The sequence below is a fragment of the Novosphingobium silvae genome (genome assembly GCF_009856825.1).
Lineage (GTDB): Bacteria > Pseudomonadota > Alphaproteobacteria > Sphingomonadales > Sphingomonadaceae > Novosphingobium > Novosphingobium silvae.
Window position 1 is genome coordinate 1 of the sequence record NZ_WVTD01000032.1, and the last position, 26,140, is coordinate 26,140.

Below are 26,140 nucleotides of genomic sequence, written 5' to 3' on the forward strand. Positions count from 1 at the left end.
TATCTGACCACGACACGATCAGATCCGCCTGCACATCACCATCACGTCGCATCGCCATCGTCGCTGACCGCCTTCTTTCCGTATCCAGGCTGAATCAGATCACACCGACTTCGTCAACGCGCTGTTATGCCCGATGTACGGGTCGTTCTGGAAGTAGTGGTGCAACCGACCGCGGTTTCGTCAAACTAAGGTTTGCGTCTGCCTGCCATAGCAAACCCATATGATGACCCAAAATGCTCCGACGTCGGCATCCAACCATAACCTATACGGCTGCATAGGGTTTTCATATGCACCCCATAATCAACTACTGGGTTACGCAGGCGATCCGGGGGCATATCGCTATTGGCTCCACACCGCCGCACGCCTGGTCGGTGATAAGGGTCATCAAGCGCGTATCAGCGCGAGGAGAGAAGATATCATGGCGAGAGGCAGAATTCGGTTTGGTGCGTTCATCACGCCTTTCCACACCCCTGACGAAAATCCCGGTCTGGCGCTGGAGCGTGACTTCGAGCTGGTCGAGTGGATGGAAAAGCTGGGCTACGACGAGGTCTGGTTCGGCGAGCACCACAGTGGTGGCTGGGAGATCAACTCGAGCCCCGAACTCGCAATCGCTACGGCAGCTCAGCGCACATCGCGCATCCGCCTTGGCACCGGGGTTTCATCGGTTCCCTATCATCACCCCTTCATGCTTGCCGACCGTATCCGCCAGCTCGAGTATCTGACGAAGGGCCGTGTAATGTTCGGCATGGGTCCGGGCTCCCTTCCGTCGGACGCCCATATGCTGGGCATCGATACCGCGAAGGTGCGCGACATGCTCGACGAAGCGATCGGACCGATGGTCCGCCTGCTCAAGGGCGAGACCGTCACCTGCAAGACCGACTGGTTCGAGATGCGCGACGCGCGCCTTCAGCTCGCTCCTTACGATGAAAACGGTGTCGATATAGCGGTCGCCAATCAGGTTTCCCCCACTGGCGCCCGCGCAGCGGGCACGTTCGGCCTTGGGATGCTCTCGCTCGGCGCTACCACGACAGGCGGCTTCAACGCCCTCGCCTCCAACTGGGCGATCGCCGAAGATCTGGCCAAGGATCACGGACAGACCGTGGACCGGTCCCGCTGGCGGTTGGTCGGCCCGATTCATGTTGCTGAAACTCGCGAGCAAGCCCGCGCGAACGTCGAATACGGTTTCCACCGCTGGATCGACTACTTCCGTCATGTGGCGGCCCTTCCGCTGGCACCCGCCGGCGTCGATCCCGTCCAGATGATGATCGATTCGGGCTTCGCAGTGGTCGGCACGCCTGACGATGCCGTCGAGCAGCTCGAGCGACTCATCGATCAGTCCGGCGGCTTTGGATGTTTCCTCAAGCTGGGCGTGAACTGGGCCGATTTCGCCCAGACCAAGCGCTCGTACGAACTCTTCGCACGATACGTCATTCCGAAGATCAACAACCTCAATGCCAACCGCGTGGCCTCTGAAGCCTGGCTGCGCGACAATCATGCAACGTTCTCCGGCGCCATGAAGTCGGCGGTGAGCGCACGAATCGATTCCCATGTGGCTGAAAAGGGGGCTCAGCATGTAGCGCCCGGCGTTCAAGACGCACTCAAGGCCTGAGCTAGGCCGCACCGTTCGGACGGCGCTCGCTCCCAACCGGGCGCCGTCCGGACATTCAATCCCCACCAATTATCCATGAAACAGGTAATTCGATTGATCGAAGAACCCTTCGTCAAAATGTACCAGCTGCAGCCCAAGGAAGGTATGACTGACGACCTCATCGCGGCTCTGCGCGCGTTGGCCGCTTCGCTCGCGGACATCGACGAATGCCTGAGTTGCACCATGCTGGTGGGTCATAAACCGGCCGAGACGGTGGTTTTCATGGAGCGCTGGCGCAGCGCGGCGGGCTATCGCAGCGCATCGAGCCAGATCGACGGAAGTCTGTTCGCACCCTTTGCCCGCCTCCTTGCAGCCAAGCCGCAAGTATGTGAACTCGCCGAAATGCCACTTACCGCCTGAATGGAAAGGTGAGGAAGCACTCCCTTTCATTCAGCCTGCATCGCCGCGCCCAGCCTCCGTCTTTCGCGGCTGAACTTGCCAAGCACGCGCTGCCTGGCCATCTGACCGCCATGATCCGATCTGCTCTTGCTGCGCATGAGTGAGCAAGATCTCCGCGAACGCAGGTCAGGAGCCCGAAGCAGCTTCTTCATCGGGAAAGATGAGGATGTGGAACAGGCGGGTCTCGAAATCCACCATTCCCCGCTGTGTCGCGCGCTCCGCATCCCCCACGCCATTTTGGGTCATTCGCTCCGCAATGAGGGTCACGAGCATGCTTCGATAGTCTGCGAGCAGCTTTCGAAAGTGCGGATTACGCGCAGCTTCCAGGAACAGTTCGAAGCGCGCTAGGCCTCTCTGACGGTTTGACGGGCGGGAAAAGTGCGAAAGCAACGCTTCGAAATTTACCGAACCATCATCGAAAAGGTAATCCTGCGCATCCTGAAAATCGGCGCCAAGCACTGAGTCCATCGCAAGCTCAAGCAATGCTTCCCTGGTTTTGCAATAGTAGGAGGTGGAACTGGCAGGCAGACCAGCAGCCTGGTCAACCGCGCGGTGCGTCAGTCCGCGCGCACCCTTCTCGGCCAGCGTCTGTACCGCAGCATCCGCGATCATTTGTTGCCGCTCTGTTCTCATCGGCATTCATAAATCCTATACAGATGTATTGTTAGAGCCCTCTACGGGTGTATAGGCCCCGGCATAGACGACGCCACGCTCGAAGGCGAGCCGTGGAAACGCTGGAGCCTCCCCTATGAAAAAACAAAGCACGTCTCCCCGGGTTTGGTATCTCTCATTGTTGGGATCTGCCTTGGCGCTAACGGGTGCAATTCTTGCAGCCGGCGGGGCTTATCTCGCAGCGCTGGGTGGGTCGTGGTACTATCTTCTGGCCGGTGCCGGGCTGACCGTCGCCGGGATCCAAGTCGCACGATCACACCTCTCTGGCGCCATCGTATTTGCCGGCGTCTTGCTAGCAACCGTGATCTGGTCGATCTGGGAAGTCGGATTCGAATTCTGGCCCCTTGTCCCTCGGCTCGGCCCTTTCCTCGTTATGACGGCGGTGCTGCTCGCAATCCTGCCCCATCTTACAGACGGACGAGGCCGCCGCGCTGCAAACATCGGCGCGCTGGCGGTCCTAGGCGGAATAATTGTTGGGTTTGCGTCAATGTTCCAGGCGCACGGGGTTATTCGACCGGACACGCCGAAGAGAACTGCTGGCCCGGCGGCCCACAACCAAACCGAATCGCGCTGGCAGTATTTCGGACGAACTCCTGCGGGCACACGCTTTGCGCCCGAGGAACAGATTACGCCTGCTAACGTCGCCAGCCTCAAGGTAGCCTGGACCATGCGGACAGGCGATATGAGCAAGACAGGTGTCGAAGCGCAGAACACGCCGCTTCAGATCGGTAACAGGCTGTACGCCTGCACGCCGCGCAACCAGGTCCTGGCCTTGGACGCCGATAGCGGAAAAGTTCAATGGCGTTTCGACCCTGGTATCCGTGAAACCAGCTATAGCCGATGCCGCGGACTGGGATACCACGAGACAGATCAGGTCAAGGCGACCAACTCCGCCTCTACGACCCATAATTTTGTGGCGGAATGCCGCAAACAGATCGTGATGACCACGGTCTCCGCCAAGATGCTTGCCTTCGACGCCGAAACCGGAAAGGCATGCAAATCGTTCGGCCAAAACGGCGTCGTTGATTTGCAGCGACAGGTCGGTGGCGGTAACCCTGCGTTCTATTTCCAGACCTCCGCTCCCACTATCGTACGAAACCTCGTCATCGTCGGCTCCTTCGTGATGGACGGTCGCGCAGAGAAGATGCAGTCGGGGGTCATCCGGGCTTACGACGTGAAGAGCGGAAAGCTGGTTTGGGCGTTTGACGCATCGCGTCCCAATGAAACAACGCCCCCGGCAGACGGCAAGGATTTCGCGCCTAGCACGCCCAACATGTGGTCAACGCCGGCATTCGACGACAAGCTGGGAATGATCTACCTGCCACTCGGCGGCGGTTCCGATGATTTCTGGTCGGAAAACCGTAGCAAGGCGACCGAAGAATATTCGACGTCGATCCTCGCACTCGACATCGCCACCGGACGCGAACGTTGGAAATTCCAAACTGTTCATCATGATCTGTGGGATTACGATGTCGCTTCCCAACCTGCGCTTGTCGATGTGCTCGATGAGCACGGCCAGACCGTTCCTGCGCTCATCCAACCAACCAAGACTGCGCAGATCTTTATGCTCGACAGGCGGACCGGGAAACCGATCAGTCCTGTGAAGGAACTCCCAGTGCCCCAGCGCGGGCAGCCAGGTAACAGAACATCCCGCACCCAGCCATACTCGGTTGGCATGCCGCAGATTGGGTCCAGCGGCCTGACCGAAGCTTCTATGTGGGGTGCCACCTTCTTCGACCAACTCGCATGTCGCATTGCCTTCCGCAAAGTTCGGTATGAAGGTCCCTTCACCCCCATCACCACCAAGCCAACCCTGTTTTATCCAGGCTATTATGGCGGCTTCAACTGGGGCGGCGTTAGCATCGATGAAAGTCGCAATCTGATGATCCTCAACGACATTCGGATGCCGCAGGTCGTCACTCTGGTGCCGCAGGCCGAAGTGGATCCTAAGGAGGCCTCAGTTTCCGACTCGCTCGGCTTGTATCCGCAGCAGGACGGTGCTTTTGCCACCCGGCACCAGTCGCTGATGTCGGTTCTTGGGATTCCTTGCAATTCACCGCCATGGGGAACCATGACGGCGATTGACCTGAAAACCCGTCAGATCGTGTGGCAGCGGCCTATGGGAACTATCAAAGATTCCGTTCTGCCAATCGGCGTCAAATCGCCGCTCCCAATCCCGGTGGGCATGCCGACACTCGGTGGACCGATGACAACGGCCTCAGGTCTGACATTTTACTCTGGCACGCAGGATTACTACTTGCGGGCGATCGACACTCAGACCGGCGATGAATTGTGGAAAGGGCGCCTACCCGTCGGCACCCAATCGACCCCTATGACCTACACATCGCCGAAATCGGGGAGGCAATATGTCATCGTCACTGCTGGTGGGTCACGAGGCTCTCCGGACCACGGCGACTTTATCATAGCATACGCTCTGCCCAAGAAGGCGCCCTAACCGTGCAAGGCTGCCGACCTCAGTTAATTTCTGCGAACGGCAGCCTTAAATTCGTTCGAATGATACCGATTTTCCGTCACCACAACGAAAAACAAAACTCTGTTTATTACTAATAAATTTAGATTATAATTTGAAATTATCTAATCAATTTTTGATCTACATTTCAAGATTTGATTACAGGCGATTCCCGATAATCGAATCCTACGAAATCACGGCAATCCGCTTTGCGGCCTATTCAATGCAATGTGCGCATTGCACGCACTCATAGTATTCCCGTCGAGCATCATACAACCTCGGCCCTCAAGCCTCTCAATAGCAGCGTGCTTCCAATAGCCATTGGTGGCATCTCCTTTCATGATGCCCTTTCTGCACCTCTCACGGCGATCGCAGCAATTTATGCTTTGCGCCCAGCTAGTTGTGGACAGTAAGCTTCTCATTGGTTGAAGGCACGCTGAGGTTGGAAATCGCAGGGATGGAGAAATTCTTTTGCTACGGCGTCCTGCCCTTTGCCAGATAGGAGCGCCATCACCCAATGTCTCTGCAAACGACGCGTAGTCGCCGTTCAGCCTCCGTTATGTGCTCCCTGGAAGCAGCACGTTCGTATCTTCCCTGCTCGGCCAGAGCGTTGTCCGCCCAAGGCATATGAGGCTGACAAGGCGGTGAATGGCCTCAGTAGCTGGCGCGAAGCGTGAGCAGAACGTTTCGCGGCTCGCCATAGTTGTTGTACGTGTTTATCGAGCCGACGCGGACATAATAGACCTTGTCGAACAGGTTGTTCGCGATCACGAAAGCACGCAGGTGCGCGTTGAAGCGGAAGCCCAACTGCGCATTGGCGATGGCGAAGGCGCCCTGCTCGCGTACCCCTGCAACACCGGCGCCGACAACGCCGCTTTGTGCGTTGAGGCCGATCGCAGCGAACGCCCCGCCCAGCGCTTCAGGCTCGTATCGCGCATAGGCCTTGAACTGGTGGCGCGGCGTGAAGATGTCGAACACGGCGCCCTGCTGGCTGGCAGGCGCCACCGCATATTCCGTTTTCACGTTGGTATAGCCTAGCGTCAGGTCCAGCCCAGCAATCGGACTGCCGGTCGCTTCGAACTCGAACCCCTCGATCTTCACTTCGCCTGCCGCGACGTAGAACCCGGGCGCGGTCACGTCTTCCAGCAGACGGTTCTTGTCCTTGCTGCGAAACACGGCAGCTGAGGCATTGAGCCTGCCGTCAAGGAAGCGCCCCTTGAGGCCGACTTCATACTGCTGCCCCACACGCGGATCGAGGACGGTGCCGTCCTTGCGCAGCGCGGTCTGCGGATTGAAGATGTCGGCATAGCTGCCATAGAGCGTGACGTTCTTGGCAAGGTGCAGCACCGCGCCGACGCTGGGGGTGAACTGTCCGCGCTCCTTCGACGTCACGCGAAACGCAGTGACAGGCGACGGGGCGATGCCGCGGATGCGGTTGGTATAGTCGCTGATCCGGCCACCGAGCACGATGGTCAGCGGCTCCAGCGGACGCAGGCGCAACTGCGCGTGGAGCCCCGATTGCCGCAGATCCGTCTCGCTGCCCGAGGTGAAGGCACGGGCAGGTCGCGGAACGACGTCAGCATCGAAGATCGAGAACCGCCCCGCCACCGTCTGGGATCGCGACAGGAACGCAGTCGTGCGCTTGTCGAAGCTGTAGCCGATGGTCAGGTCATGCTGGCGCCCGAACAGAGTGAAGGGGCCGGTCGCGTAGGCGTCCAGCGCCTCCTTGCCGTTCTCACCCTCGCTGCGGCGGTTCACATAGGTGGCGGTAAGCGTCGCAGGATCGACGCCCGTGCCGGGCTGGATGAAGGCGTCCATCCACGAGCGCGGGATGTCACGCTTCAGCGCGCGCACCACGATTGACCAGTCTCCCACCCGCTGCTGCACTTCGGCGGCATATTCCACCGTCTTCTCGGTGAAGATGTTCCAGTCCGGCAGGTGCTGGAAGCTGCGCGGAAAGTTCAGGAAGCCCTGGTTGGAGAAGGCCGGCTGCCCGTTCATCGGGGTGTTGGCCTTGTTGTCCTGGTACGAGATCGACGCGCCAATCGTCGTGCTGGGCGTCAGGTCGTAATCCAAGGCGCCATAGGCGATCATCTTGCGGGCATGCGACTTGGCCTGGAAGAAATCACGATCGGTCAGGCTGGCCACCGCCCGCACGCGCAGCCGCCCGGCTGCGTCCACCGGGCCGCCGACGTCGAACTCGCCGCGATAGTTGTTCCACGAACCGGCCGACAGGGCGCCGGAGACCGCTACCTTGTCCTGTCCGCGCTTGCGTATGAGGTTGATCGTGCCGCCTGGCGAACCCGACCCCCGAAACAGGCCCGTCGGTCCACGCTGCACTTCAAGGCGCTCGTAGATCACCAGATCAAACTCGGGCACGCCGGACGAGAAAGTCGAGGGGACGCCGTCGTAGGCATAGTCCAGCACGAAGCCACGCGCACGATAGTCCGGGTTGGAGCCATCGAACGGCATCACGGTGATTCCGGTTACCTGCTGCAACGCCTCGCCGATCGTGAAGAAGTTGCGATCCTCTATCTGCTCGCGCGTCACCACGCTCACCGATTGCGGGATTTCCAGAATGTCGGCAGGCGCCTTCCCCGCGACCGTCGCCTTCTTGGGCGCGTAACTGTCATCCTCGCGGATGGCAGTAACCGTAATCTCACCGCGATGGGCGGATGTCTGGTCTTCGGTTTCAGCCAAGGCAGGCACGGCAAACAAAGGCGCGCCCAGCAGGGCCGCCGTCAAATGCAATCGGATCAAAATCACCCCCGTTTTCAAATTTCAAATGTTATGGTATATCATCTCTATAAATTCACAAGAGGCCGACCATGACCTTCCAACAGAACATCGTCCCGGCTATCGATGGCCGCCTGCCCGTCACCGTGCTCTCGGGCTTTCTGGGTGCGGGCAAGACCACGCTGCTCAACCACATCCTCGCCAATCGCGAGGGCCTGCGCGTGGCGGTGATCGTGAACGACATGTCGGAAGTGAACATCGATGCCGATCTGGTGCGTGGCGGCGAGGCGGCGCTGTCCCGCTCCGAGGAAGCGCTGGTGGAAATGACTAACGGCTGCATCTGCTGCACCCTACGAGATGATTTGCTGCAGGAAGTTCGCGCACTGGCCGAAGCGGGCCGCTTCGACTATCTCGTCATCGAGAGCACTGGCATTTCCGAGCCTCTGCCCGTCGCCAGCACCTTCTCTTTCCGTGACGAAGCAGGGCATTGCCTGGGCGATGTGGCGCGGCTCGACACGATGGTCACCGTCGTCGATGCGATCAATCTGCTGAAGGACTACTCCAGCCAGGACTTCCTGGCCGATCGCGGCGAGGCACTGGGCGAAGAGGACTCGCGCAGCCTTGTCGGCCTGCTGGTCGAGCAGATCGAGTTCGCCAACGTGGTAATCGTCAACAAGACGTCATCTGTCGAGCCGGAGCACCTCACGGTCGTAAAAAAGCTGGTTGCCAGCCTGAATGCCGATGCGACTATCATCACCTGCGACCACGGCAGGGTGCCGCTTGCGCAGATTCTCGCCACCGGCACTTTCGACGAGGAAAAGGCGGCGCAGCATCCGCTGTGGGCCAAGGAACTCTACGGCTATGCCAGCCACACGCCCGAGACCGAAGAATACGGCATCGAGAGCTTCGTCTACCGCGCCCGCCGCCCGTTCGATCCAGCCAAGTTCCACGCTTTCCTGACCACAGACGGCCTTGACGCAGTGGTGCGTGCCAAGGGTCACTTCTGGCTGGCGACCCGGCCCGACTGGGTAGGCGAACTGGCCGTCGCCGGATCGCAGACCATCACTTCGCGCATGGGTCGCTGGTGGGCAAGCATACCCAAGCACCAGTGGCCGGAAGACGACCGCTTCGAGGGCTTCGTCGCTGCGCACTGGGCAGCGCCATGGGGCGATCGGCGGCAGGAACTCGTCTTCATCGGCATCGGAATGGACGAGGATCGAATTCGTACCCGGCTGGATGCATGCCTCCTGCCTGTCGACACCTTTGCCCCCGCTCAGTGGCAGGATTTGCACGATCCGTTCCCCGCCTGGGGCGAGCAGGCGCTGGAGGCGACACAGTGAGCATCGCGGCACTCGAACGCACCGGCGCCGCGTGGATCGCCGACGAGGACTCGGCGGTGCTCGAGCGCATCCATGAAAGGCATGTCCAACTCGCCTTGTGGCAGCGGCGCCGCCCGCGTGCCCTCGACTGGCTCGACAGCCTCGATTTCGACGAGATCGACGATGTGCAGAAGACCTTGGCAGTGGAAAGCCTGGCATTTTGCCTTCCCGGTATTCTGCTCGAAGCGGGCTATCCCGATGGGGCGCATACCGCATTGAGCCAGGAGATCGGCACCCTCGCCTGCCTCTACGCCCAGATCATGGAAGTCGAATCCATCCGAATGCGGCTTGAGATCGTCGAGACCGACGCCTGCCGCAAATTCCACATGGACAACGTCAAGGCGCGCCTGCTGATGCCATTCACCGAGCCGGGCACCGAGTGGATCGAGGTAGACGCAGCGCCCGACAGCCAGGTCCGCCACCTGCGCGCGGGAGCCGTCGGCTTGTTCAAGGGACGCATCTGGGCCGAAACCCCAGCAATTCTCCATCGCTCGCCGCCAATTGCAGGGACCGGCGTCTCGCGCCTCCTCCTCGTGCTAGATCTGGCCTCGCCGACGGCTTTTGCGGAAAACTGATCGCGCAGATGCATAGGTTCGGTGCCGACCGATAGTGTTGAAGAAGTCGATCTTCGCTAGGTGCTGGGATTGAAGCGGGAATGGGCTGAATGACGTTTTGGCCTTCAACCCTATACTAGTTGAGCCTTCATCGGCAGAAGCTTGGCCATCTTGCGAAGGTTCTGAGCGGTAGCGGCGAGGAGGAACTCGTCTTTTGCTCCATTTGGTCCACGCAGGCGCAACCGGTCCAGCTTCAGTATGCGCTTGAGATGCGCGAACAGCATCTCGACCTTCTTTCGTTCCCGACGTGAAGTGACATAGGCTTCGGTCAGCGCCAGATCGCGGGCTAGATCGCGAACGCCTTCATGGACTGAACGCAGGATTTTGCGGACGGGCTGGCCCGGGCAGCAGTCCGGCTTAAGCACGCAAGCGTCACAATCGGCTTTGGCCGCGCGATATCGCATGAAGCCATCCTGATCGACGCCGGAGCGCGCTGTTGCGAAGTTGCGATGCTGCCGCTTCAGATCCTTTTCCCCGGGGCAGACATAGACATCGCGCTTATGCTCGAAGCGGAAGGCGGATCACCGCCGACAAGTCCCTCTGCCATGCAGCGCTCCACCGTCGTCTCGAACAGCTTTCGCAGCAGATCGCTGTCGCGGAACCGGCCATGGCGGTACTTGGAAAACGTCGAGTGTTTAGGCACATCGCCTTCCAGTCCCAATCTGCAAAACCAGCGATAGGCTAGGGTGAGGAGTACCTCGTCGCACAACCGGCGTTCCGAGCGGATCCCCATGCAGTAGCCGATGAGCAGCATCCGGATCATCAGTTCCGGGTCAAAGGACGACCTGTCTCCCTGTAATAGGGCTGCAAATGCTCGCGGATGCCGGACAGATCCACGAACCTGTCAATCGATCGCAGCAGATGACCTGCCGGTACGTGCCGCTCCAGGTTGAAGCTGTAAAACAGCGCCTCCTGCGCCACCGTCCGCTCGCCCATCATCGGCCTGCCTCCCTCCCGCAAGAACAGTGAATCAGACCCCGAAGACTACTTCAAGCCGGAGTTTTTCAACACTATCGACCCTTCCAAGACATTCAGCCGCCGATTTCGCATTCCCAGGTAGGGACGTTCCGCTTTTCCTGTCGGAGCGCGCACGCCGGGCCGGCGACGGGCTTTCCGTATCCAGAACCCAATCTGAAGATAGCGGCCATTCACGCGCTGTCTGACAACGGGTGTTGGTTCGGTATATGCGCCCCTCGAAACCCTCGATATGGTCACCTGACTCAAACCAAACTGACTCTGGAAAACCCGAGAGCGGTTCACGGGACTACCTCACTCTTTCTTGTGCGAGGCCTTGACTCGGGATGCCCCTGCCTGACCAAGTACAGCACTCTCGCCTACCCGCATTCCATCCCGCGCAGGCCTCAATTGAGACGACTGCGCTCAATTTGCGAACGCTTGCTGACAATGTCGGCTGAAACACTGCGCTTGGCCGCCATTAGGGAAGATCCATCATCCGCGGATGCCGCTTTTACCCGGAGTATTCCCGACGCGCAAACTTCACCTCGTTGCCATATCTATGGATCTTGGCCAGCCCCTTGTGGGCAAGCGTTCGAGCCGCCCGATCGACATCGTAGACGAGCTCATCGATCCTTAGGGCGACTTCCTCGGCCGTGACCGACGCATTGTCACTCAAGGCTGCAAGCACGAGCACTTCGAGAGCCTGATCGTACGGCGGAAGCACGTTGCCCTTTTCGAACCGCTCGCACCAAACGATGAAGCCTCTCCAGACGACAAAGTGAGCCTTGCAACCATGCTCCTTCCAAACCGAGGGATAAAGGGTCGGGCCCTCGCCGCGTCTGTCCAGGCGCCATGCCTTGCCTGCACGCGGATCGAGGTTGATCACAACGGTCTCCCCACATCCGTCCGGGCATGCCATCACAACGGAGCGCAGCAATCCTCGGTGCACAAGAGCATAATCGCCCGGACGCCTCAGTAATGCTTCTGCATCGCCCCTGTATTGAGCGTCGCCGACGAACTGGGTTCTTCTCGCAGGCAGCTGGGTCATGACCTGTTTCCGTGATAGGGCTGGCGCACGGGAAGATCCCAATTTTGCCCACGCCCTAATGCCCCATGCCGGGAGCACGCGATGCAATCGTGAACCGGGTTTGATGCCAATGTGCGGACCTCACCGCGAATTCCGTCATACCGCTGGAAGCGCGGTTTTGCAGGCACGGGAGTTACCGCGCCAAGGAGCATGGTGATCGCGAGCGATGAGACGGTAGAATTGATGGATATGACTGCTGGCTGCGGAACACGCTCGCCGATGACATAGCGATCGGCCATCCGTTGTTCCGGCGTCATCAGTTCCTGCCGGATCTGGTCTCCATCGAGTGCTCGTGTGCAGGTGAGACAAGCCAGACCGGGCGAAAGCATCTGCACTCGACCGGTGATGTGGGTGACATCGCCTTGCGCCGTCGTGATGCTCACTCCCATGTCGATTACCGGGATGAAGAACTGGTACGCGACCTGGTTTACCAGCGCACGACTGGCATGCGAATCCGTGCACAGCAAGATAAAGTCGCATGCAGTGAGGGATGCCATGTTTCCAACGTCAACGACGTCGGCGCAGAGTGCGACGATGGTCATCGAGGGCCTGATAGCCCGCATCATTCTTGCCGCGACCTCCACCTTTGGGGCTCCGACGTCCGATGGAATCGTTCCGACCACGCGGTTCAGATTGGTGGTCTCGACGAGATCGGGATCGATCAATGTAACTGTATCGACCCCCAGGTGAGCCAGCTGCTGGCAGATCAGCGAGCCCGTTCCGCCGACACCGACCACGCCATAATGGAGACGCCGGAGCAATTGCTGACCAGTGTCTCCAAACGCGCGGATCTGGCGATCCATGCTCTGCTCATTCACGTCTGGCGCCAGGGGAGAACGTAGCGACAGGGTTTCGCCGACTTCCCAGATGTCCACGGGTTCACCGCTTCCAAGGTGCCGTGCCCGGGTTCCGTGGGGACCGATCACCATAGCCAGGTGAGGCAGCTGTGCGCCTCGGCGCTCCATGAATTGCGCTATTTCCGCTTCACCACGATCATCGATTTTCGAGAAGCATGGACAGCTTTCGTCTCTTGGATGGGTATGGATGAAAACAGCGGCCATACCCGACACCCGGCTTCGGTTCGCGACCTCTACAAGAACTGCCGTCTTCAGCGTCGCGGAAACCGGCCCCCTGCTCTCATACGCGTCTTCCAAGAGCACCTGGACGTCAGCGACAAGCCAGGACCCACACGAGGATTCGTATCGGGCGTAACCGATAGCGCAGCTCTCAAGTCCATCCGCGTCAAGCAGTTGCTCGGCCAGTTGCCGATAACCCGGCGATGCAAAACGAAGTCCGCTCATCTCGCCTCCTTCAGTCTTTCGAGGATTACGTTCATCCACGACGACAGCGTGTCGCGATTGGCATCCCAGGCACCGTTGAGGTGCCAAGAAAACCACCACCCCATGATGTCCGCCTCGGGAATCGCCATGGCCTGGGAGTTTTGCGGCAGGCCCCCGCCGGCAAGCCGCAGCCCGCAGTCGGCCCAGAAGCAGTCCAGCTGCGCGTAAGGATAACCCGGCGGGATGAGAAAGCGAATGACGGTCGAGGGCTGCGACCAGCCAACCGGCAAGATGACTTTCGGCACGGTAACGAGCCGGGTCCCACTTGCCAGCCGCTGGATATCGGCCTCGACAAAACGCTCCTGCAGCTGTTCGAGCTGCATGTCGATCGCACCGGACATCAGCCGAAGTTCGCCTTGGGAACCGAGGAGAAACGGCGCACCCCGTGTTCGATGTCGATCCTGACGCGTTCTTCGTCGGACACGAGCTGATCCGGCTCGCTGCCGTGGCCTTCAAGCACGAGGTCATGCGTCGAATCCCAGCCGGGAACGAATGCCTTGATCTCGGCGCCGGTCAGGATGCGCTTGTCGGTCGTGTAGCGCTTGTCGTTCACGAAGAACGGGAAATTCTGGGCAAGTGCGGCCGTGATGAAGGCCTCGACACCCGGTTCCGTCAAATCGACCTGCGATCCCGGCCTGATCAAGCGATCGGTACCGCCGCGGATTTCGAGGAACACAGCCTGTTCTGCTCCGATTCCGCTCAGTGCACGCAGGGCTTCCTCCGAGACAGTGGGCATTCCCCAGACGATCCTTCGACCGTTGAGGGTGAACCGATAGAGCGGATCGCCGGAGAACGCGATGAAGCGATAGGCCTTGCGTTCGCGCAGATCGACGGCTTCGTCGGGCCGTACATCCTCGAAATCCCCCCCTTCGCTGACCACGAACAAGGAGTAGCGATCCAGATCGCGAATATTCGCAGCATAGAGGACCTGACGACCGAGCGGAACCGGGTCATCCAGGATCAGCGGGCTGAAATCGACGCTGTCGACCGCCAGGCCCACGCGATATTTACCGCCCCGCAGCGCCCTTTCTTCGCGCACGGCATCGCATACATCGTCGATATCGGCGGCGTTTGTCATATGAGACATAAATCAATCCTTGTCGCGACCGACGCGAAGATGCGGTGGCCTTACAACACCAATCGGGACGACCTCACCGAACCGGAACCGGCGCGCGGAAAATTTCCGGAGCCCCTCACCTGCTGGTGGCCCGATCCGTCCGGCAGAGGTCGCGCATCGAGCGCCGCGTTCTTATCCCACCGGCGCGCGAAAATTTTCCAGTTCCGTAAATCGGGCAGGACGGCGATTAGATCACCGAGAAGCAATGGAAGATTGAAATGCCCGATCACCGTCACGAAGACCGATGCTGCATCTGCGGCTTCATTCCGCCCTACCTTGTCGAATCCCTGGCGGACAGCGAGGATGCGAGGGTTCGCAAGGTCGCCTTCGCGACGCTGGAGGCGACCACCACTGCGCGAGCGACCCGGCTGGTCAATCCCTCGCAGCTGCTGGGCCGCTCTGTAGCGCCCGGGCAGGGTCGCAGCCGCGTGGTCTACGATATGGAAGGCCGATCGATGCCGCTCCCAGGAACGCTGCGCCGCACCGAATATCAGTCCGCAGTCTTACAGGATGAGGTCGACGAAGCCTTCGAGAATGCCGGACGCACGTACGAGTTCTATCGCTCCGTGATGGGGCTGGATTCGCTTGACGGCGGAGGTTTTCCGATCGTTTCGAGCGTGAATTTCGGCTTCCAGGTTGGAAATGCGTTCTGGGACGGCGAGCGTATTGTCTACGGTGCCGGAGATGGAAACCTTTTCCTTCCGTTCACACGGTCACTGGCGGTCGCCGCCCATGAAATGAGCCACGGTGTGCTGAGCTTCTCTTCTGACCTCGATTATGAGGGCGAGACCGGTGCCCTCAACGAGAGCTTCTGTGACGTGATGGGCATCTCGGTCGAGCAGTATACCAATGGAACGAGCGTGGCCGAGGCCCGCTGGTCGCTTGGCGCTGAACTCTTGGGCCCGGCCCTGGCCGATGTCGAAGCGATCCGGACGTTCGAGGCCAGGCCGGCGTTCAAGGACCATCCGAACCTTTCCACCGACCCTCAGCCAAAACACATGAGGGACTATGTCTTCACCGACAAGGACAGGGGCGGTGTGCACATAAACTCCGGTATTCCCAACCATGCCTTCTACCTCGTCGCACAGGCGCTTGGCGGTAACGTATGGGACCGATCCGCGAGAATATGGTTCGAGGCTTTCACGAACGTACTAAACCGGAGAGCGAGCTTTCAGCAGGCAGCGCTTGCCACCGCTTCGGTCGCCCGGCAGAAATTCGGTGAGGAAGCCGGACTGGCTGTCTCGAATGCATGGCGAGCCGTTGGGGTCCAACCTGACGTGAGGCCATGAGGGTCGAACTGACACAATCAGGCGGATGGGCAAATCTGACCTTGCGTTGCCTGGTGGACAGTTCCAGTTTGCCGGCTGATGTGGCGGCCGAACTCGATGACGCCGTGCAGGCGCTTCTCAGCGCCGGCATGGGGCAAGTCGGGCGGGTCCGGGATGCCGCAGTGCTCGAGTTCAAGTTCGAGAAGGGCGGCAAGGTCACCCGCGCCCGGTTCGATGAGACCGCTGCGCCCAAGGAGCTGGACCGTGTCCTACGGATATTGCGTCCGCTGCTTAAGCCCATCCCTTTCCAGGCCGACTAGGTGTCACCACCAGTTGCGATGATGTTTCGGAGCGTAGATTGGCCGGTGTTCTCGCTCCGGCCATCTCATCATCTCGAAGCTGAGGTCGCCGTCGATTCCAACGGGCCAGCTTATGATGGACGGTAGACGAAAGCCCGCCAACGAGTTGAGAACAGCCAGCGGGTCCGCTCCGGTATCGGGCGGAAACTGATCAGCCCTGACCAGGACCTCTCCCAGCTTCGATCGATTTCCTATGAAGAGGTTGGGAACCGATATCTCGGACATCCACATTGTCTCGGGCAGCTTTTGCGCGAGGACTTCCTTGGCTTGGCCTGTATGGGTGGTGTCGGGCAGCGTCGCGATATATTCGTCACGGGTGATCAGCGTCGTGCGAAAGACCTGTCGCTCACGCAATTCCGATAAATGCTTCCACCAGCGGCCCTGGCCAAAGCCGGTGGGTGCAATCTCGCGGATGAGCAGTCCCAGGATCTGTCTTGCGAAATCCTCGGCTTGGGTCGGCGACACCTTCACCCCTTCGGGAAGGATCGCGATAGCAAGCCTGGGTTTGAGCGGAGCATCCTTGGCCGGGAGCAGTCCTGCCTTGGAAAGGCAGAAATACGGGCCGAGCATGTCGTCGTGCATGACCAGATGATCGGTCCATAAACTGCTCGAGGAGACGGTCGTCTGGCCTTTCTTGTGAAGCTGCGTCCCGATCGGATGCCACTCATCCGAGTTGATCGTATGTCCAAGGACGGGGATGACATGGTCGGTGTGCCCGTCGGACAGCACAAGCAGGCTTGCTGAGCCGGAATCCGCCAGCAGCGCAGGAAGCTCCCAGCCCTCGGACAGATTAGGCTTCCAAGATTTTCCCGGATCGTAGGGAATTGCCCGCAAATCCCCGAACTCACGTAAGGCGTGACCGACCTGGACCGTCGTCACCTTGCGGGTGCGCGGATCATATCGCCACGATTCATTGAGCTGCGGCACCGAGACGCTGCGGGACGTCATGGTGCGGATCAGCGTTCTGACCGCACTGTGTGGACAAATGCTGGTGAGACCGTTCTGCTGGCAAAAATAGGAAGAGGGTATCGTGTGCGTCACCCCCATGAAGCTGAGCGCGAGTTCGGAACTGATCGGTACGTGATTGTTCAACAGCGGCTCGGTGCCATACTGACTGCCGGGCAGACGCAAGATCGCCTCGAAAACGTAGCTGCGCTTTCCCTCCGCAGTGGGGAAGGTGATGATCGTGACCTGCCCGATCACGGCATTGGACTCAATCCGGTTCGCATCGCGGTCCCGGCGCACGCCGCATCGTAGAAACGTGACCGCGCAGGCGGTGACATCACCGCCGGTAAGGTCGCTGGACGCTTCAAGGTGGCCCAGCTCCTCAAGGATATCGCTCCGTTCGAGGACGTCCTCGACCACAATCGAGCGCGCGCCCATCTTGCGTACCAAAGTGCAGATCCGGTGGATCGGCGCGCCGGATTCCTCGCTTGGCCCCCCGGCCCAGTAACGATGGATCAGCCCATGATAGAAGGAGAATGGCGGTGAGCATCTGGACCAGCGCTCAGCCGTCGCAACGCGATTCCACACTGTAAAATTTGATCCGCTCAAGCCCTGATTTAGGGATACCTTCACAACTTTCCGATAAAATGCAATCGCGGCGCTGCTTTGAAGATACGCTTTCCTGTGCGTTTCATGATTAACACAGACCTGAAGATGACACTGGAAATGTTATTGACATGCTTTAAAGGGCCCCGATTGCTCGTTGAAATTTTAAATGATAGGCTAAAGCACCAACTGTGGCGCAAAAGCGTTGCAGGCGGTACACCTCGCTGGGAATGACGGCCATGACCAAGGACGACACTGCTACTCGCACGCCGCGCAAGACTGCGCAGGCCGAGACTGTGAAACTGCGTCTGTCGCTGTCGAAAAAGACGGCGCACGATCTCGTGCGCGTCACCCGCTGGGAGAAGGCGTCGCGCGACACCTCGCTGGAACTGACCGGCCGAAAATAATCGCCATCGCTTCAAAAATCCGGTTCCGGTTTGCAACTGAGGGGCGACTAGGCTCTGAGGAACTGCAGAATCGACCAAAAAGCCATGCGAGTATCTGATCCAGCAAAAGGACTGCCAGGAGCCGACCCGCCGGTCGAGATTCCTCCTCTTACCCGGAACGGGTACACACGGACGCCCCGGACAGAACGGGATATTCAGGAGCTGTGGCACGCAGATCGTCGGCGGCTGGCGGAAGCGTTCTCATCGCCTGACGATGACCTGCCGGGCCGATATTCTACCGAGGCCCTGATATTTTTCATTCGCCGCGCGGTAGTCTCGGGCGAAAGGGTTCTGGCCGAGGACCTTTTCGAGTGCCTCATGAAGCGCTGCAGGCCTGCATTCGCAAAGGCGTTCAGAGCCAACGACGAGGCTGAACGCGAGGATCTGCAATCGGAGGTCTTGGGCGATATTATCCGCCTGCTGCTGGCAGAGGATGACAGCGGCGACTTTCTGCAATCGCGCTTCTGGCTCTATCTGCGCCGCAGGATCGTAACGGCGCGCCGGGATTGGCTCCGCGCAAGGGCCAGGATGCTTCTCAGCGCGGACCTTGCCGTCGAGGACGAGGAGGGCGCTGCGTCTGCTCAGGAGCTCGCCTCGAGCGAACTCTCTCCGGAGGATCGAGCGATACTGAGCGATGCGCTGGCACGATTGCCGCATCCGCTTCGCGAACTCGTTATCTTGCGATTCTATGAGGGCTGGCGGGTCGGAGATGAATCCTCCGACACAAAATCCGGCGCCGAGCCGACACTTTCAGAGTTCTACAAAATAACGCCCCGGGCAGTGCGCAAGCGCCTTGCCAAAGCGCAAGGGCTGCTCAAATCGAAAGAAGGATGAAACGATGAGCGAGAAAGGTCGCCTCGAAGACATACTCGACGGCATGCTCGCTGAATTCGGCGCACCGACCGCCGATGCGATCAGCGCCACCTCGCGGCGCTTTCCGGAATATCGCGCAATGCTCCTGGAGTTTGCCGCCAGCTGGGCTGAGGAAGTGCATCTGCCGGAGCCGGTCGAAACAGGATCCACCAGCGAGATCGCACTTGTGAATGCCAGAGGCGAATTCGCGGCAAGGCTGGCGGCACGGACCCAACCCGCCACGCTGGCCGCCTTGGCGGGGGCGGTCGGCAGGACGCTGCAGGATATAGCGGATCGCTGCCGCTTCAGCGTCATCGTCGCCCGCAAGCTCGACGCCGGGGTGATTGACCCATCGAGCGTCGGCGAAATCTTGCCCAGGAAGATTGCCGGGCTGCTCGGAGTTTCCAGGGAAGCGGTCCTTGCAGCGCTCGCAGGGCCACCAAGTCCTGCGTTGGCCGCGGCGTTCATGCCGATGGATTTGCCGAAAGAACGCTTGGAAGCGGCGCTAAACGCAGCCGACACCGATCAGGCGGTGATCGATGAACTGGAGCTTGTAGGGGGGGCGCAGGGATGAGGATTGGCGATCCCAATCACGCCGCTCTTACTTCACCCCAAAAAGGTCTTAGTATCAGAGGAAACTATCTAAGTAGGTGGTGAAAGGCTATGTGTTCGCAATGAACTATCGCCCGTCCAATCCGCGAAAGCTGAACAGTGAGGACATATCTCCTCTTCTTTTCGAGATCGCACAGCTCTTCACGCCCTCGACCCCCATCAGGCTTGCCGATCTTTTCGCCGGTCGCAGGCGTCAGATCAATCAGCTGCTCGAAGCCGTCGCGGAGCCGGGCCGGCATGCGTTCATCTATGGCGAGCGCGGGGTCGGAAAGACGTCATTGTCGCAAATTCTCGCGCTGATCGTACCGGCAGGGCGGCAACATGTTCTTCACGCTCGCAAGGCCTGTATCGCGGCGGACACGTTCGAGACGATCTGGCTTCGTTTCTTCAAGGAGCTGCGGGTACACCAGAACGAGAACGGTCGCGAGGTCACGAAAACTCTTTCCGAGGTCTACGCAGGTCGCGACCTGGAACCTGACGACATCGTGCGCGAGATGAGAAATTTTTCGGCTAACGACATTCCGATCTTCGTGATCGACGAATTCAACGAGATCCGCGATGACGGCCGAACCGCGGGACTTCTCGCAAACACGATGAAAGCCCTTTCCGATGATGGTGTCGCGGCAACTATCGTGATCGTGGGGGTCGGCGACAGTGTGGCACAGTTGTTTGCGGGACATGCATCCATCGAGCGATGCACCGAAGAGGTGCCGATGCCGCGCATGTCGAACGATGAGCTCAGCGAGATCATCGATAAGAGGCTTGCCACGCTTGGCCTGACGATCGAGCCTGACGCGCGCTGGAAAATCATCATTCTTTCGCGCGGTCTCCCCACATATGTGCATCGGCTGGGCAAGCATGCTGCTAGCCGCGCGGTCACGAACCTGCGTCGTCGGATTTGTGAGGAAGACGTGGACGTCGGGATCGAGGAGGTCCTGCACGGCTCCTTTGAATCGCTACGAACCGTGTATGAAAAAGCCATTCACAGCAATCAGCCAGGGAGCCTCTTCAAGGAAATCCTGCTTGCCTGTGCGCTCTCATCCGCCGACGACACAGGATATTTTACGCCCGCTGCGGTGCTTGGCCCGTTTGAGAAGATACGCGGCCGATCCATGACGATCGCCCAGTATCGCAATCATCTCGCCGAATTCACCACTGACAAGCGATCCGCCATTCTACAGAGGATGGGTCAGGAACGTAGCTACCGTTACCGCTTTAGGGACCCAGCAATGCTTCCGTACGTCCTGATGAAAGGTATCACGGACGGAATGGTCTCAGAAGACGCAAAGGGATTTCTGCGTTTTCCCGAGCAGGGCCGGTTGTTCGACGACATGTCAAATTAGCTGCTTGGGCCGAATGATTCTCGAAGTCTCAGAGCAAAGCGCAGCTCGCACCGGAATTTGGCGTCGGCCATTTAGCACTACTTTGGCAAAAGTTGAATTTTCGGGATTCCCATGGCGGCAATTGCGTGATTCATGAGGAGGTTGGCGATGGAAGAGGCGTGGCGGGCGGATCTTGAACCATAGCTTGCGCCATATCTGGAAGCCTTGGGCAACAAGACGCGACGGTGAATGTACCCGGCCTATATCGCCGGCCTGATCGGGCCCGGTGAGGTCGTGTCCCGCAGGGTGGTGTACGAACCGTCGATCTACGGCAGAGTCGGGTTCATGTCAGGTGCCCAGGTGCCCTGTCATCGACTTGCCCTATGGAAACGGCGTGTTCGTCGCCCAGGCCTATGCGGCGTTGACGTGGGCATAGGCATTGCGCGTGCCGATATCCTCCAGTCGGGCATCGGTAACCGGCCGCGCAGGAAAGCCGATAAGTGTGGAGCGCCGTGCAAAATTGACCCCCTTCATCTCATCATGAGAGGCGCCCCCGTTTGGGTTCCGAACGGTGGGTACGGGGATGTTGGTTGTGGAGAAGATTACGAGGATCCGTCGGGAGCACCGGAACGGGAAGCCTATCAAGGAGATCGCCCGGGATTTACGGCTGTCGCGCAACAAGCAAGGCGCTCCAAACCGGACTGGGCACTAGGTCCCCGCCCCGGTCTTAAGTAGAATGCCCGCTCATTGGTTTCCCGTGATCTCGGTCGAACGGCTTGAGTGGCCGCTTTCCTACAACGCTTTCTCTGAAGCCGACCGTCGCGAAGGTCCCAGGGCGAGCCGTTGAGCCGACGTGGGGCAGCCCCGCAGCGAAGGTCGGCTTACCCAGGGCGCCCTCTCCAAAGCCGACAGGCCGAAAGTCCCAGCCCCGGCCATTACTGGTGTGTCCGTTTGAAGGAAAATCGTCGCTACTTGAGACCGTCCTAAACGACTCTGACAAGCCACCGTGCGTATTAGCCGCGTTCATCGACCTGCAAAACGGCGCGCCAGGCATGACGCGCCGCCTCGTCAAAATCAGCCGTTCAGCTTATCCTTGATGCCCTTCGCGGGGGTAAAGGCAAGCTTGCGTGCAGCCTTGATCGTCATAGCACCGCCGGTCCTCGGATTACGGCCCTCGCGCTCCGGCGTGTCCTTGACCTTGAACTTGCCAAAGCCATTCAACGAAATCTCGTCGCCATTGGCAGCAGCATCAGCGATCGCGGTGAAGACCGCATCGACAATCTTGCGCGCGTCTGCCTTGGTGAGGCCCGCATCGGCTGCGATGGCCTCCGCCAGATCATTGTTGTTCATACGTTTCTCCTGCGTTCTTGGGGTGGGCGGCGCCCATTACAGGACAGGCCGCCCCCGTCACGTTCAAATAGCTCGCCAGTCAGGCGAATACCTCAATCGGTCTCGGTGTCAGGCGCCTTCGGGGTTCGCGCCATCCGCTTGGGCTTCGTCACCTTCGCGGACTTGCCACTCTTGGTCGGATCCGAAGAAGGCGCGGCAATCTCGGCAAATGCTGGCGTGTCAGCGGATGTGCCTGCATCAGCCCCCTGCCCTTTCCCGAAAAGACCCAGCTTGCCGCGGCGCTTCGGCGCTACCTTGGCAGGCACTTCGCTTGCGACGTCGGCACCCGGCGCGAGGGCCTCGATCGGGTCGGAAGAGGCCTTCTTGGCGTCAGTCGACTTTGCCGCGTTCCGCGGGGGCAGCTTGACCGGCGCTTTCTTCGGCTTCGCCTCGCCGGCCGTAGCCGAAGAAGTGTCTGCGTTCGCGGGGGCGAGCGGCGCTGCGGTATCTTCGGACAGCACCTCCGTAGCCGCTGCGGGCTTCGCCTTGCGCGGCTTGGCCACCTTCTTCTCAACGGTCAGCGCATCGGGTTTGGCAGCTTCCGCCGGTGCGGCAATTAGCACCTCAGCGGCAGGCGCCTTTGACGGGGTGGCTGACTTCGGCGCGGTCGCCGCCCTCCTTCTCGCAGGCGCAGCCTTTGGAGAAGCGGGCTTCGTGCTCTTGGTCCGCTTCGCGGGAGCTGCTGGGGCAACGACAGGAACGTTCGCAGGATCGGACCCGTTTACCGCATCGTCAGGGGACTTCGCTGCGGGTTGCGCTGGCACCGGGGCGGCGTCCGCCTGACGGCGGCGACCAAGGCCAATCCGTCCGGCTATCTCACGACGCATGTCGGCAAAGGCAGGCGCGACCATCGGGTAGCTGGCAGGCAGACCATACCGCTCGCGATAGGTATCGGGCGTCAGGCCGTGACCGGCCAAATGGCGCTTCAGGGTTTTGTAGCGCTTACCATCGATGAGGCTGATGAGATACTCGGGCGACGACAGGCTCTTGCGCACCGAAACGGCCGGCGTGTGCACTTCCGGTTCTTCCGCCGCCACCACCTCAGAGGCATCCTGTGTCAGCGCTGCGCGTGTCGTGCGGATGAGCTCGGCGAGGTTCTCCGAGGCGACGGTGTTATTGGTGAGGTATGCGCTCAGCAATTGCACCGTCAATGCCGTGACATCGGCAGGATTTTCAGGTTCGGCCATTACAAGTGCTACTCCAGGGACTGTCGAGCAGGTTCAACTAATTGCGACTGTTTGCTTGTCACGCCCGAATGAACCCGTTGCAAGTGCGAAAGTGCCCAAGAAGGCCATGATGCGCGGATAGATCGCCTTACAATAACGTGTGATTGACGGGGATATTGTCGAACTCGCTCGCGAACACGCCTGGCTTGGCGAACCCAAAACGAACGAAAGCACTTGCCGTTTCTGCATGCAGGAAAGGCGATCGTGGGTGCATTACGTGCAATTGTGCGAATCCCGGAGCGGCGTCATAGGCAGTCCTGCCTTTCAGGCATCCTCTCCCAAAAACTTCTCAAGCCGGCCTTCGGGTCGGCTTTTTTCTTGCGTAGCCCCTTTGCCCGGCAGTCGACGGATTTGGGCGGGCCGCCGATGCCGATGATCATCGAGCAATCCCCTGGATTTCCGCCGGTTCTACGCCACCTATCCACCATCTTATCCACAAGGCCGCCGCGCCGCACAAGGCGCAGACACGGCCCATACCGGCTGGACACATCGCGTACCCGTCCTTCATAGGCGCGCCATGAATGCCGCAATGACCTCAACGATCCTCGCCGTGATCGAACGCGCACCGCAGTGGGTCCGCCATGATCTGGAGTCCAGGGACAGCGCCATTCGCGCTCGCGCCGAAGAGACACTCGCGGCGATGATTGCCGCAGCGCTCCAGGATACTCAGAAACAACTTCCAGCCTGATTGGCCCATAAGGGGCCTCTCCTTCCGATCGCATGGCGCGCCAGGCTGCCGGCGGAACCATTCTTCCGGTACGTCTTTGATGGAGCCGAAGGAGACAATAGCATGATTGGCAAAATTATTGGAGCGGTCGCCGGAAGCCAGGCCTCTAAGCATGTGCGAGGCCTCAATGGAACGGGCGGAGCACTTTTGGGGGCCGCAGTGCCAATCCTGCTACGCCGGCTGAGCCCGCTCACGATAATCGCTGCGGCAGCGGGCGCATACGCTGCGAAGAGACATGCCGATGGCCAGAAAACGGAACACCTGACGCGCGCACGGCCCAGCGGTTCTGTCGCACCCACGCGGACCCAAGCCTGAAACGAGGGGCTGGGTTCGGTGCGGGCGCGCGGTTTCGCGAAGCGCTCAACCCAGCTTCTTCATCAGCCTTCCGGCCGCGCCATTTTCTGCGGCGAGGTTGCGATTGTAGGCGAGGGGCATGCGTGGGCTTTTCCAGCGCAGCGCGTCCATGATGCCCGCGAGATCCTCACCGCTCGCGAAGAGATCCTGATTGAGGCCGACACGGGTGGAATGTCCACTGATGCGCTTCAGCCAGTGATCGAGATCATCGCGCGTCAGATCCGGCAAGGCCCCCTTTTCAAAAGCTCGCCGGATGATCGCGCGCCATATCGGCCCGATCGAGCCAGGATGAAGCGCGGCATCGCCGATGCTGTATTCCGTACGCGCCGGCACGGCAGGCTTGGGCAAGGCCTTGCGCCAATCATACGCTTCGCGCCCGGAAAGCGTCCTCAGGTCTCGGCCGGGTACACGGGCCCTCCCCTTGTAACGGCGCACAAAGACCCGCCGGAAAACCGCGCCCTCGCTGATCCTCCCCGCTTCCATCCAGGCTTTCACCGCACGCACGGTGCGAGGGCTGAGGAAAGCGGTCGCCCCCTCCCCTTCGCTGTCGCTCTTGCTGCGTGGAATGGAGAGCAACCGCGCATCGGGATCGGTGGCGGGGAGGATGTGGCCAACCTTTACGGCCACCAGCTCGCTGGCCCGGAGCCCTGTATCGTAAGCCAGACTGAGGAGAGCGCGATCGCGCAGGCCGACGAGATCCTCGGCACAGCTTTCCAGCAGTGCGCGCAGATTGAGGCCGCGCGCCGGGTCGCGTTCGATGTCCGAGACAGCACCCTTGAAGCGCAGCGGCGCCGCCTGGCGCTGGGCCACCCCCTTCTCCTTGCGGATCGCTGCCAGCGTCAGCTTGACCAGCGGGGCCGTTGTCGGGTCGATCAGGCCCAGCAACTGATGGAGCCGCGCGATCGAGGCCTTGTAGCGCGCCAGCGATGCGGGACGAGCCCCCTGCCCCCCTCGGCTCTTGAGATAGTCCGCAACGTCTTCGGACCGGGCCGGCACGGTGATGCGGCGTTGTTGGGGGCACCTCAAGGTTCGTTCGCCAGACAACGCTAAGCCGGAGATGTCTCTGAAACTCTGCAATAACCTTTTTGCATGCCTGCCCCATTGCGCGGGTCTAGCCTGACCGATTGGGGGGTCATTCCGACTCAGGCGGGGTACAACATGGCGCGGCGCAATTTACTGACGCGGGAAGAGCGCGAGCGGCTATTCCTACCAAGAACCGACCACTTCTCGATCATCAGGAACTACACGCTGACGGTCGAAGACCTGGATATCATCGGAAAGCGACGAGGCCCCGTTAATCGGCTCGGTATTGCTGCTCACCTTGCCTTACTGCGGCATCCTGGGTTTGGGCTGCGCACGAACTCGGACATCCCCGATGCTATACTCAACTACCTGTCTGCGCAGCTTGGCGTCGCTCCGGGCACATACGGTGCCTATGGCCAACGTCCGCAAACGCGAACCGACCACAGCTCAATTGCCGCTGATTACCGTAAGCGGTCAAAATCCCCCACATTCTCATGATTTCGCGATTTGGTAGGTGTTGAGCCTTGCATTTGCGAGGTGGTGATGAGTGGTGATTTCGAAACCAGTTTCGAAACTGAAAGGGGTGGGAGGG

General features: G+C 60.1%; 24 protein-coding genes and 1 pseudogene. 13 read left to right on the plus strand and 12 right to left on the minus strand.

Translation table 11 applies throughout. From position 1 onward, the window contains the following. Positions 1–418 precede the first annotated feature (418 nt). Together GR702_RS20710 and GR702_RS20715 are read left to right on the plus strand one after the other, a co-directional pair. Positions 419–1,609, plus strand: coding sequence for an LLM class flavin-dependent oxidoreductase (locus GR702_RS20710; protein WP_160987476.1), 1,191 nt, complete (start codon positions 419–421; stop codon positions 1,607–1,609). 93 nt (positions 1,610–1,702) lie between these two features. After that, positions 1,703–2,008: an antibiotic biosynthesis monooxygenase gene (locus GR702_RS20715; RefSeq protein WP_160987457.1), complete on the plus strand. Its 306-nt coding sequence runs from the start codon at positions 1,703–1,705 to the stop codon at positions 2,006–2,008. Between the two features lie 165 nt (positions 2,009–2,173). Here GR702_RS20715 and GR702_RS20720 read toward each other — a convergent pair whose 3' ends face one another. Continuing rightward, complete coding sequence (locus tag GR702_RS20720) at positions 2,174–2,686, minus strand: TetR/AcrR family transcriptional regulator (protein WP_160987458.1); 513 nt, start codon at positions 2,684–2,686, stop codon at positions 2,174–2,176. 109 nt (positions 2,687–2,795) lie between these two features. Between GR702_RS20720 and GR702_RS20725 the strand changes: the two genes are divergently transcribed. Then, positions 2,796–5,174: a membrane-bound PQQ-dependent dehydrogenase, glucose/quinate/shikimate family gene (locus GR702_RS20725; protein WP_160987459.1), complete on the plus strand. Its 2,379-nt coding sequence runs from the start codon at positions 2,796–2,798 to the stop codon at positions 5,172–5,174. 669 nt (positions 5,175–5,843) lie between these two features. On the opposite strand, the gene GR702_RS20730 is transcribed toward GR702_RS20725, so the two are convergent. After that, on the minus strand, positions 5,844–7,889 hold the full coding sequence (locus tag GR702_RS20730) for a TonB-dependent siderophore receptor (RefSeq protein ID WP_160987460.1): 2,046 nt from the start codon (positions 7,887–7,889) through the stop codon (positions 5,844–5,846). A gap of 128 nt (positions 7,890–8,017) precedes the next feature. On the opposite strand from GR702_RS20730, the gene GR702_RS20735 reads away from it, so the two are divergent. Together GR702_RS20735 and GR702_RS20740 are read left to right on the plus strand one after the other, a co-directional pair. Beyond that, positions 8,018–9,265, plus strand: coding sequence for a GTP-binding protein (locus GR702_RS20735; RefSeq protein WP_160987461.1), 1,248 nt, complete (start codon positions 8,018–8,020; stop codon positions 9,263–9,265). Next, the gene (locus GR702_RS20740) at positions 9,262–9,879 is read left to right on the plus strand and encodes a DUF1826 domain-containing protein (RefSeq protein ID WP_160987462.1); all 618 of its coding nucleotides are present in this window, start codon (positions 9,262–9,264) and stop codon (positions 9,877–9,879) included. Before GR702_RS20735 ends, GR702_RS20740 begins: the two co-directional genes overlap by 4 nt. Before the next feature lie 110 nt (positions 9,880–9,989). On the opposite strand, the pseudogene GR702_RS20745 reads toward GR702_RS20740, so the two are convergent. The 5 genes and pseudogenes from GR702_RS20745 to GR702_RS20765 form a co-directional block, all read right to left on the minus strand. Then, positions 9,990–10,857, minus strand: a pseudogene (locus GR702_RS20745) (transposase). A gap of 529 nt (positions 10,858–11,386) precedes the next feature. Further along, a complete protein-coding gene (locus GR702_RS20750; protein ID WP_160987463.1) occupies positions 11,387–11,923 on the minus strand; it encodes a ubiquitination-like system serine protease family protein in 537 nt (178 codons plus the stop codon). Next, on the minus strand, positions 11,920–13,263 hold the full coding sequence (locus GR702_RS20755; RefSeq protein ID WP_160987464.1) for a HesA/MoeB/ThiF family protein: 1,344 nt from the start codon (positions 13,261–13,263) through the stop codon (positions 11,920–11,922). Before GR702_RS20755 ends, GR702_RS20750 begins: the two co-directional genes overlap by 4 nt. Continuing rightward, complete coding sequence (locus GR702_RS20760) at positions 13,260–13,643, minus strand: E2/UBC family protein (RefSeq protein ID WP_160987465.1); 384 nt, start codon at positions 13,641–13,643, stop codon at positions 13,260–13,262. Before GR702_RS20760 ends, GR702_RS20755 begins: the two co-directional genes overlap by 4 nt. After that, positions 13,643–14,389 carry a multiubiquitin domain-containing protein gene (locus GR702_RS20765; protein ID WP_160987466.1) on the minus strand — a complete coding sequence of 249 codons (747 nt, stop codon included), beginning with the start codon at positions 14,387–14,389 and terminating at the stop codon, positions 13,643–13,645. Before GR702_RS20765 ends, GR702_RS20760 begins: the two co-directional genes overlap by 1 nt. 248 nt (positions 14,390–14,637) lie before the next feature. On the opposite strand from GR702_RS20765, the gene GR702_RS20770 reads away from it, so the two are divergent. Both GR702_RS20770 and GR702_RS20775 read left to right on the plus strand, forming a co-directional pair. After that, the gene (locus tag GR702_RS20770) at positions 14,638–15,708 is read left to right on the plus strand and encodes a M4 family metallopeptidase (protein WP_160987467.1); all 1,071 of its coding nucleotides are present in this window, start codon (positions 14,638–14,640) and stop codon (positions 15,706–15,708) included. Then, positions 15,705–16,007 (plus strand): protealysin inhibitor emfourin, encoded by a 303-nt coding sequence (locus tag GR702_RS20775; protein ID WP_337192663.1) that lies wholly within the window; start codon positions 15,705–15,707, stop codon positions 16,005–16,007. The genes GR702_RS20770 and GR702_RS20775 overlap by 4 nt, the downstream gene beginning before the upstream one ends. A 3-nt stretch (positions 16,008–16,010) precedes the next feature. On the opposite strand, the gene GR702_RS20780 is transcribed toward GR702_RS20775, so the two are convergent. Beyond that, on the minus strand, positions 16,011–17,441 hold the full coding sequence (locus GR702_RS20780; RefSeq protein WP_160987469.1) for a hypothetical protein: 1,431 nt from the start codon (positions 17,439–17,441) through the stop codon (positions 16,011–16,013). Between the two features lie 395 nt (positions 17,442–17,836). Here GR702_RS20780 and GR702_RS20785 point away from each other — a divergent pair, with 395 nt between their 5' ends. The 4 genes from GR702_RS20785 to GR702_RS20800 all read left to right on the plus strand — a co-directional run bounded on the left by GR702_RS20785 (position 17,837) and on the right by GR702_RS20800 (position 20,850). Next, positions 17,837–18,004: a hypothetical protein gene (locus GR702_RS20785; RefSeq protein ID WP_160987470.1), complete on the plus strand. Its 168-nt coding sequence runs from the start codon at positions 17,837–17,839 to the stop codon at positions 18,002–18,004. A 357-nt stretch (positions 18,005–18,361) separates the two neighbouring features. Next, positions 18,362–18,877, plus strand: coding sequence for a sigma-70 family RNA polymerase sigma factor (locus tag GR702_RS20790; RefSeq protein ID WP_160987471.1), 516 nt, complete (start codon positions 18,362–18,364; stop codon positions 18,875–18,877). Further along, positions 18,837–19,469 carry a hypothetical protein gene (locus tag GR702_RS20795; protein ID WP_160987472.1) on the plus strand — a complete coding sequence of 211 codons (633 nt, stop codon included), beginning with the start codon at positions 18,837–18,839 and terminating at the stop codon, positions 19,467–19,469. The genes GR702_RS20790 and GR702_RS20795 overlap by 41 nt, the downstream gene beginning before the upstream one ends. 76 nt (positions 19,470–19,545) lie before the next feature. Continuing rightward, positions 19,546–20,850, plus strand: coding sequence for an nSTAND1 domain-containing NTPase (locus GR702_RS20800; RefSeq protein ID WP_160987473.1), 1,305 nt, complete (start codon positions 19,546–19,548; stop codon positions 20,848–20,850). A 1,053-nt stretch (positions 20,851–21,903) separates the two neighbouring features. Here GR702_RS20800 and GR702_RS20805 read toward each other — a convergent pair. The 3 genes from GR702_RS20805 to GR702_RS22610 form a co-directional block, all read right to left on the minus strand. Beyond that, positions 21,904–22,179 (minus strand): HU family DNA-binding protein, encoded by a 276-nt coding sequence (locus GR702_RS20805; protein ID WP_160987474.1) that lies wholly within the window; start codon positions 22,177–22,179, stop codon positions 21,904–21,906. A gap of 92 nt (positions 22,180–22,271) precedes the next feature. Continuing rightward, the gene (locus tag GR702_RS20810) at positions 22,272–23,405 is read right to left on the minus strand and encodes a Ros/MucR family transcriptional regulator (RefSeq protein WP_160987475.1); all 1,134 of its coding nucleotides are present in this window, start codon (positions 23,403–23,405) and stop codon (positions 22,272–22,274) included. Between the two features lie 284 nt (positions 23,406–23,689). Beyond that, positions 23,690–23,824: a hypothetical protein gene (locus GR702_RS22610; RefSeq protein ID WP_272916696.1), complete on the minus strand. Its 135-nt coding sequence runs from the start codon at positions 23,822–23,824 to the stop codon at positions 23,690–23,692. A gap of 149 nt (positions 23,825–23,973) precedes the next feature. Here GR702_RS22610 and GR702_RS22190 point away from each other — a divergent pair, with 149 nt between their 5' ends. Next, entirely contained in the window at positions 23,974–24,132 is a 159-nt protein-coding gene (locus GR702_RS22190) for a DUF6771 family protein (RefSeq protein ID WP_202408410.1), read from the plus strand. Positions 24,133–24,531: 399 nt separating this feature from the next. Here the strand turns inward: GR702_RS22190 and GR702_RS20815 are convergent, their stop codons facing one another. Then, positions 24,532–25,551 carry a tyrosine-type recombinase/integrase gene (locus GR702_RS20815; protein WP_202408409.1) on the minus strand — a complete coding sequence of 340 codons (1,020 nt, stop codon included), beginning with the start codon at positions 25,549–25,551 and terminating at the stop codon, positions 24,532–24,534. Positions 25,552–25,683: 132 nt separating this feature from the next. On the opposite strand from GR702_RS20815, the gene GR702_RS20820 reads away from it, so the two are divergent. Next, positions 25,684–26,046 carry a DUF4158 domain-containing protein gene (locus tag GR702_RS20820; RefSeq protein ID WP_237449851.1) on the plus strand — a complete coding sequence of 121 codons (363 nt, stop codon included), beginning with the start codon at positions 25,684–25,686 and terminating at the stop codon, positions 26,044–26,046. Positions 26,047–26,140 lie beyond the last annotated feature (94 nt).

Coding starts and splice junctions, on each gene's coding strand:
- GR702_RS20710 (WP_160987476.1), top strand. CDS start 419: ATGGCGAGAGGCAGAATTCGGTTTGGTGCGTTCATCACGCCTTTCCAC.
- GR702_RS20720 (WP_160987458.1), bottom strand. CDS start 2,686: ATGCCGATGAGAACAGAGCGGCAACAAATGATCGCGGATGCTGCGGTA.
- GR702_RS20725 (WP_160987459.1), top strand. CDS start 2,796: ATGAAAAAACAAAGCACGTCTCCCCGGGTTTGGTATCTCTCATTGTTG.
- GR702_RS20735 (WP_160987461.1), top strand. CDS start 8,018: ATGACCTTCCAACAGAACATCGTCCCGGCTATCGATGGCCGCCTGCCC.
- GR702_RS20750 (WP_160987463.1), bottom strand. CDS start 11,923: ATGACCCAGCTGCCTGCGAGAAGAACCCAGTTCGTCGGCGACGCTCAA.
- GR702_RS20755 (WP_160987464.1), bottom strand. CDS start 13,263: ATGAGCGGACTTCGTTTTGCATCGCCGGGTTATCGGCAACTGGCCGAG.
- GR702_RS20760 (WP_160987465.1), bottom strand. CDS start 13,643: ATGTCCGGTGCGATCGACATGCAGCTCGAACAGCTGCAGGAGCGTTTT.
- GR702_RS20765 (WP_160987466.1), bottom strand. CDS start 14,389: ATGTCTCATATGACAAACGCCGCCGATATCGACGATGTATGCGATGCC.
- GR702_RS20770 (WP_160987467.1), top strand. CDS start 14,638: ATGCCCGATCACCGTCACGAAGACCGATGCTGCATCTGCGGCTTCATT.
- GR702_RS20775 (WP_337192663.1), top strand. CDS start 15,705: ATGAGGGTCGAACTGACACAATCAGGCGGATGGGCAAATCTGACCTTG.
- GR702_RS20785 (WP_160987470.1), top strand. CDS start 17,837: ATGACCAAGGACGACACTGCTACTCGCACGCCGCGCAAGACTGCGCAG.
- GR702_RS20790 (WP_160987471.1), top strand. CDS start 18,362: ATGAAGCGCTGCAGGCCTGCATTCGCAAAGGCGTTCAGAGCCAACGAC.
- GR702_RS20805 (WP_160987474.1), bottom strand. CDS start 22,179: ATGAACAACAATGATCTGGCGGAGGCCATCGCAGCCGATGCGGGCCTC.
- GR702_RS20810 (WP_160987475.1), bottom strand. CDS start 23,405: ATGGCCGAACCTGAAAATCCTGCCGATGTCACGGCATTGACGGTGCAA.
- GR702_RS22610 (WP_272916696.1), bottom strand. CDS start 23,824: ATGATCATCGGCATCGGCGGCCCGCCCAAATCCGTCGACTGCCGGGCA.
- GR702_RS22190 (WP_202408410.1), top strand. CDS start 23,974: ATGACCTCAACGATCCTCGCCGTGATCGAACGCGCACCGCAGTGGGTC.
- GR702_RS20820 (WP_237449851.1), top strand. CDS start 25,684: ATGGCGCGGCGCAATTTACTGACGCGGGAAGAGCGCGAGCGGCTATTC.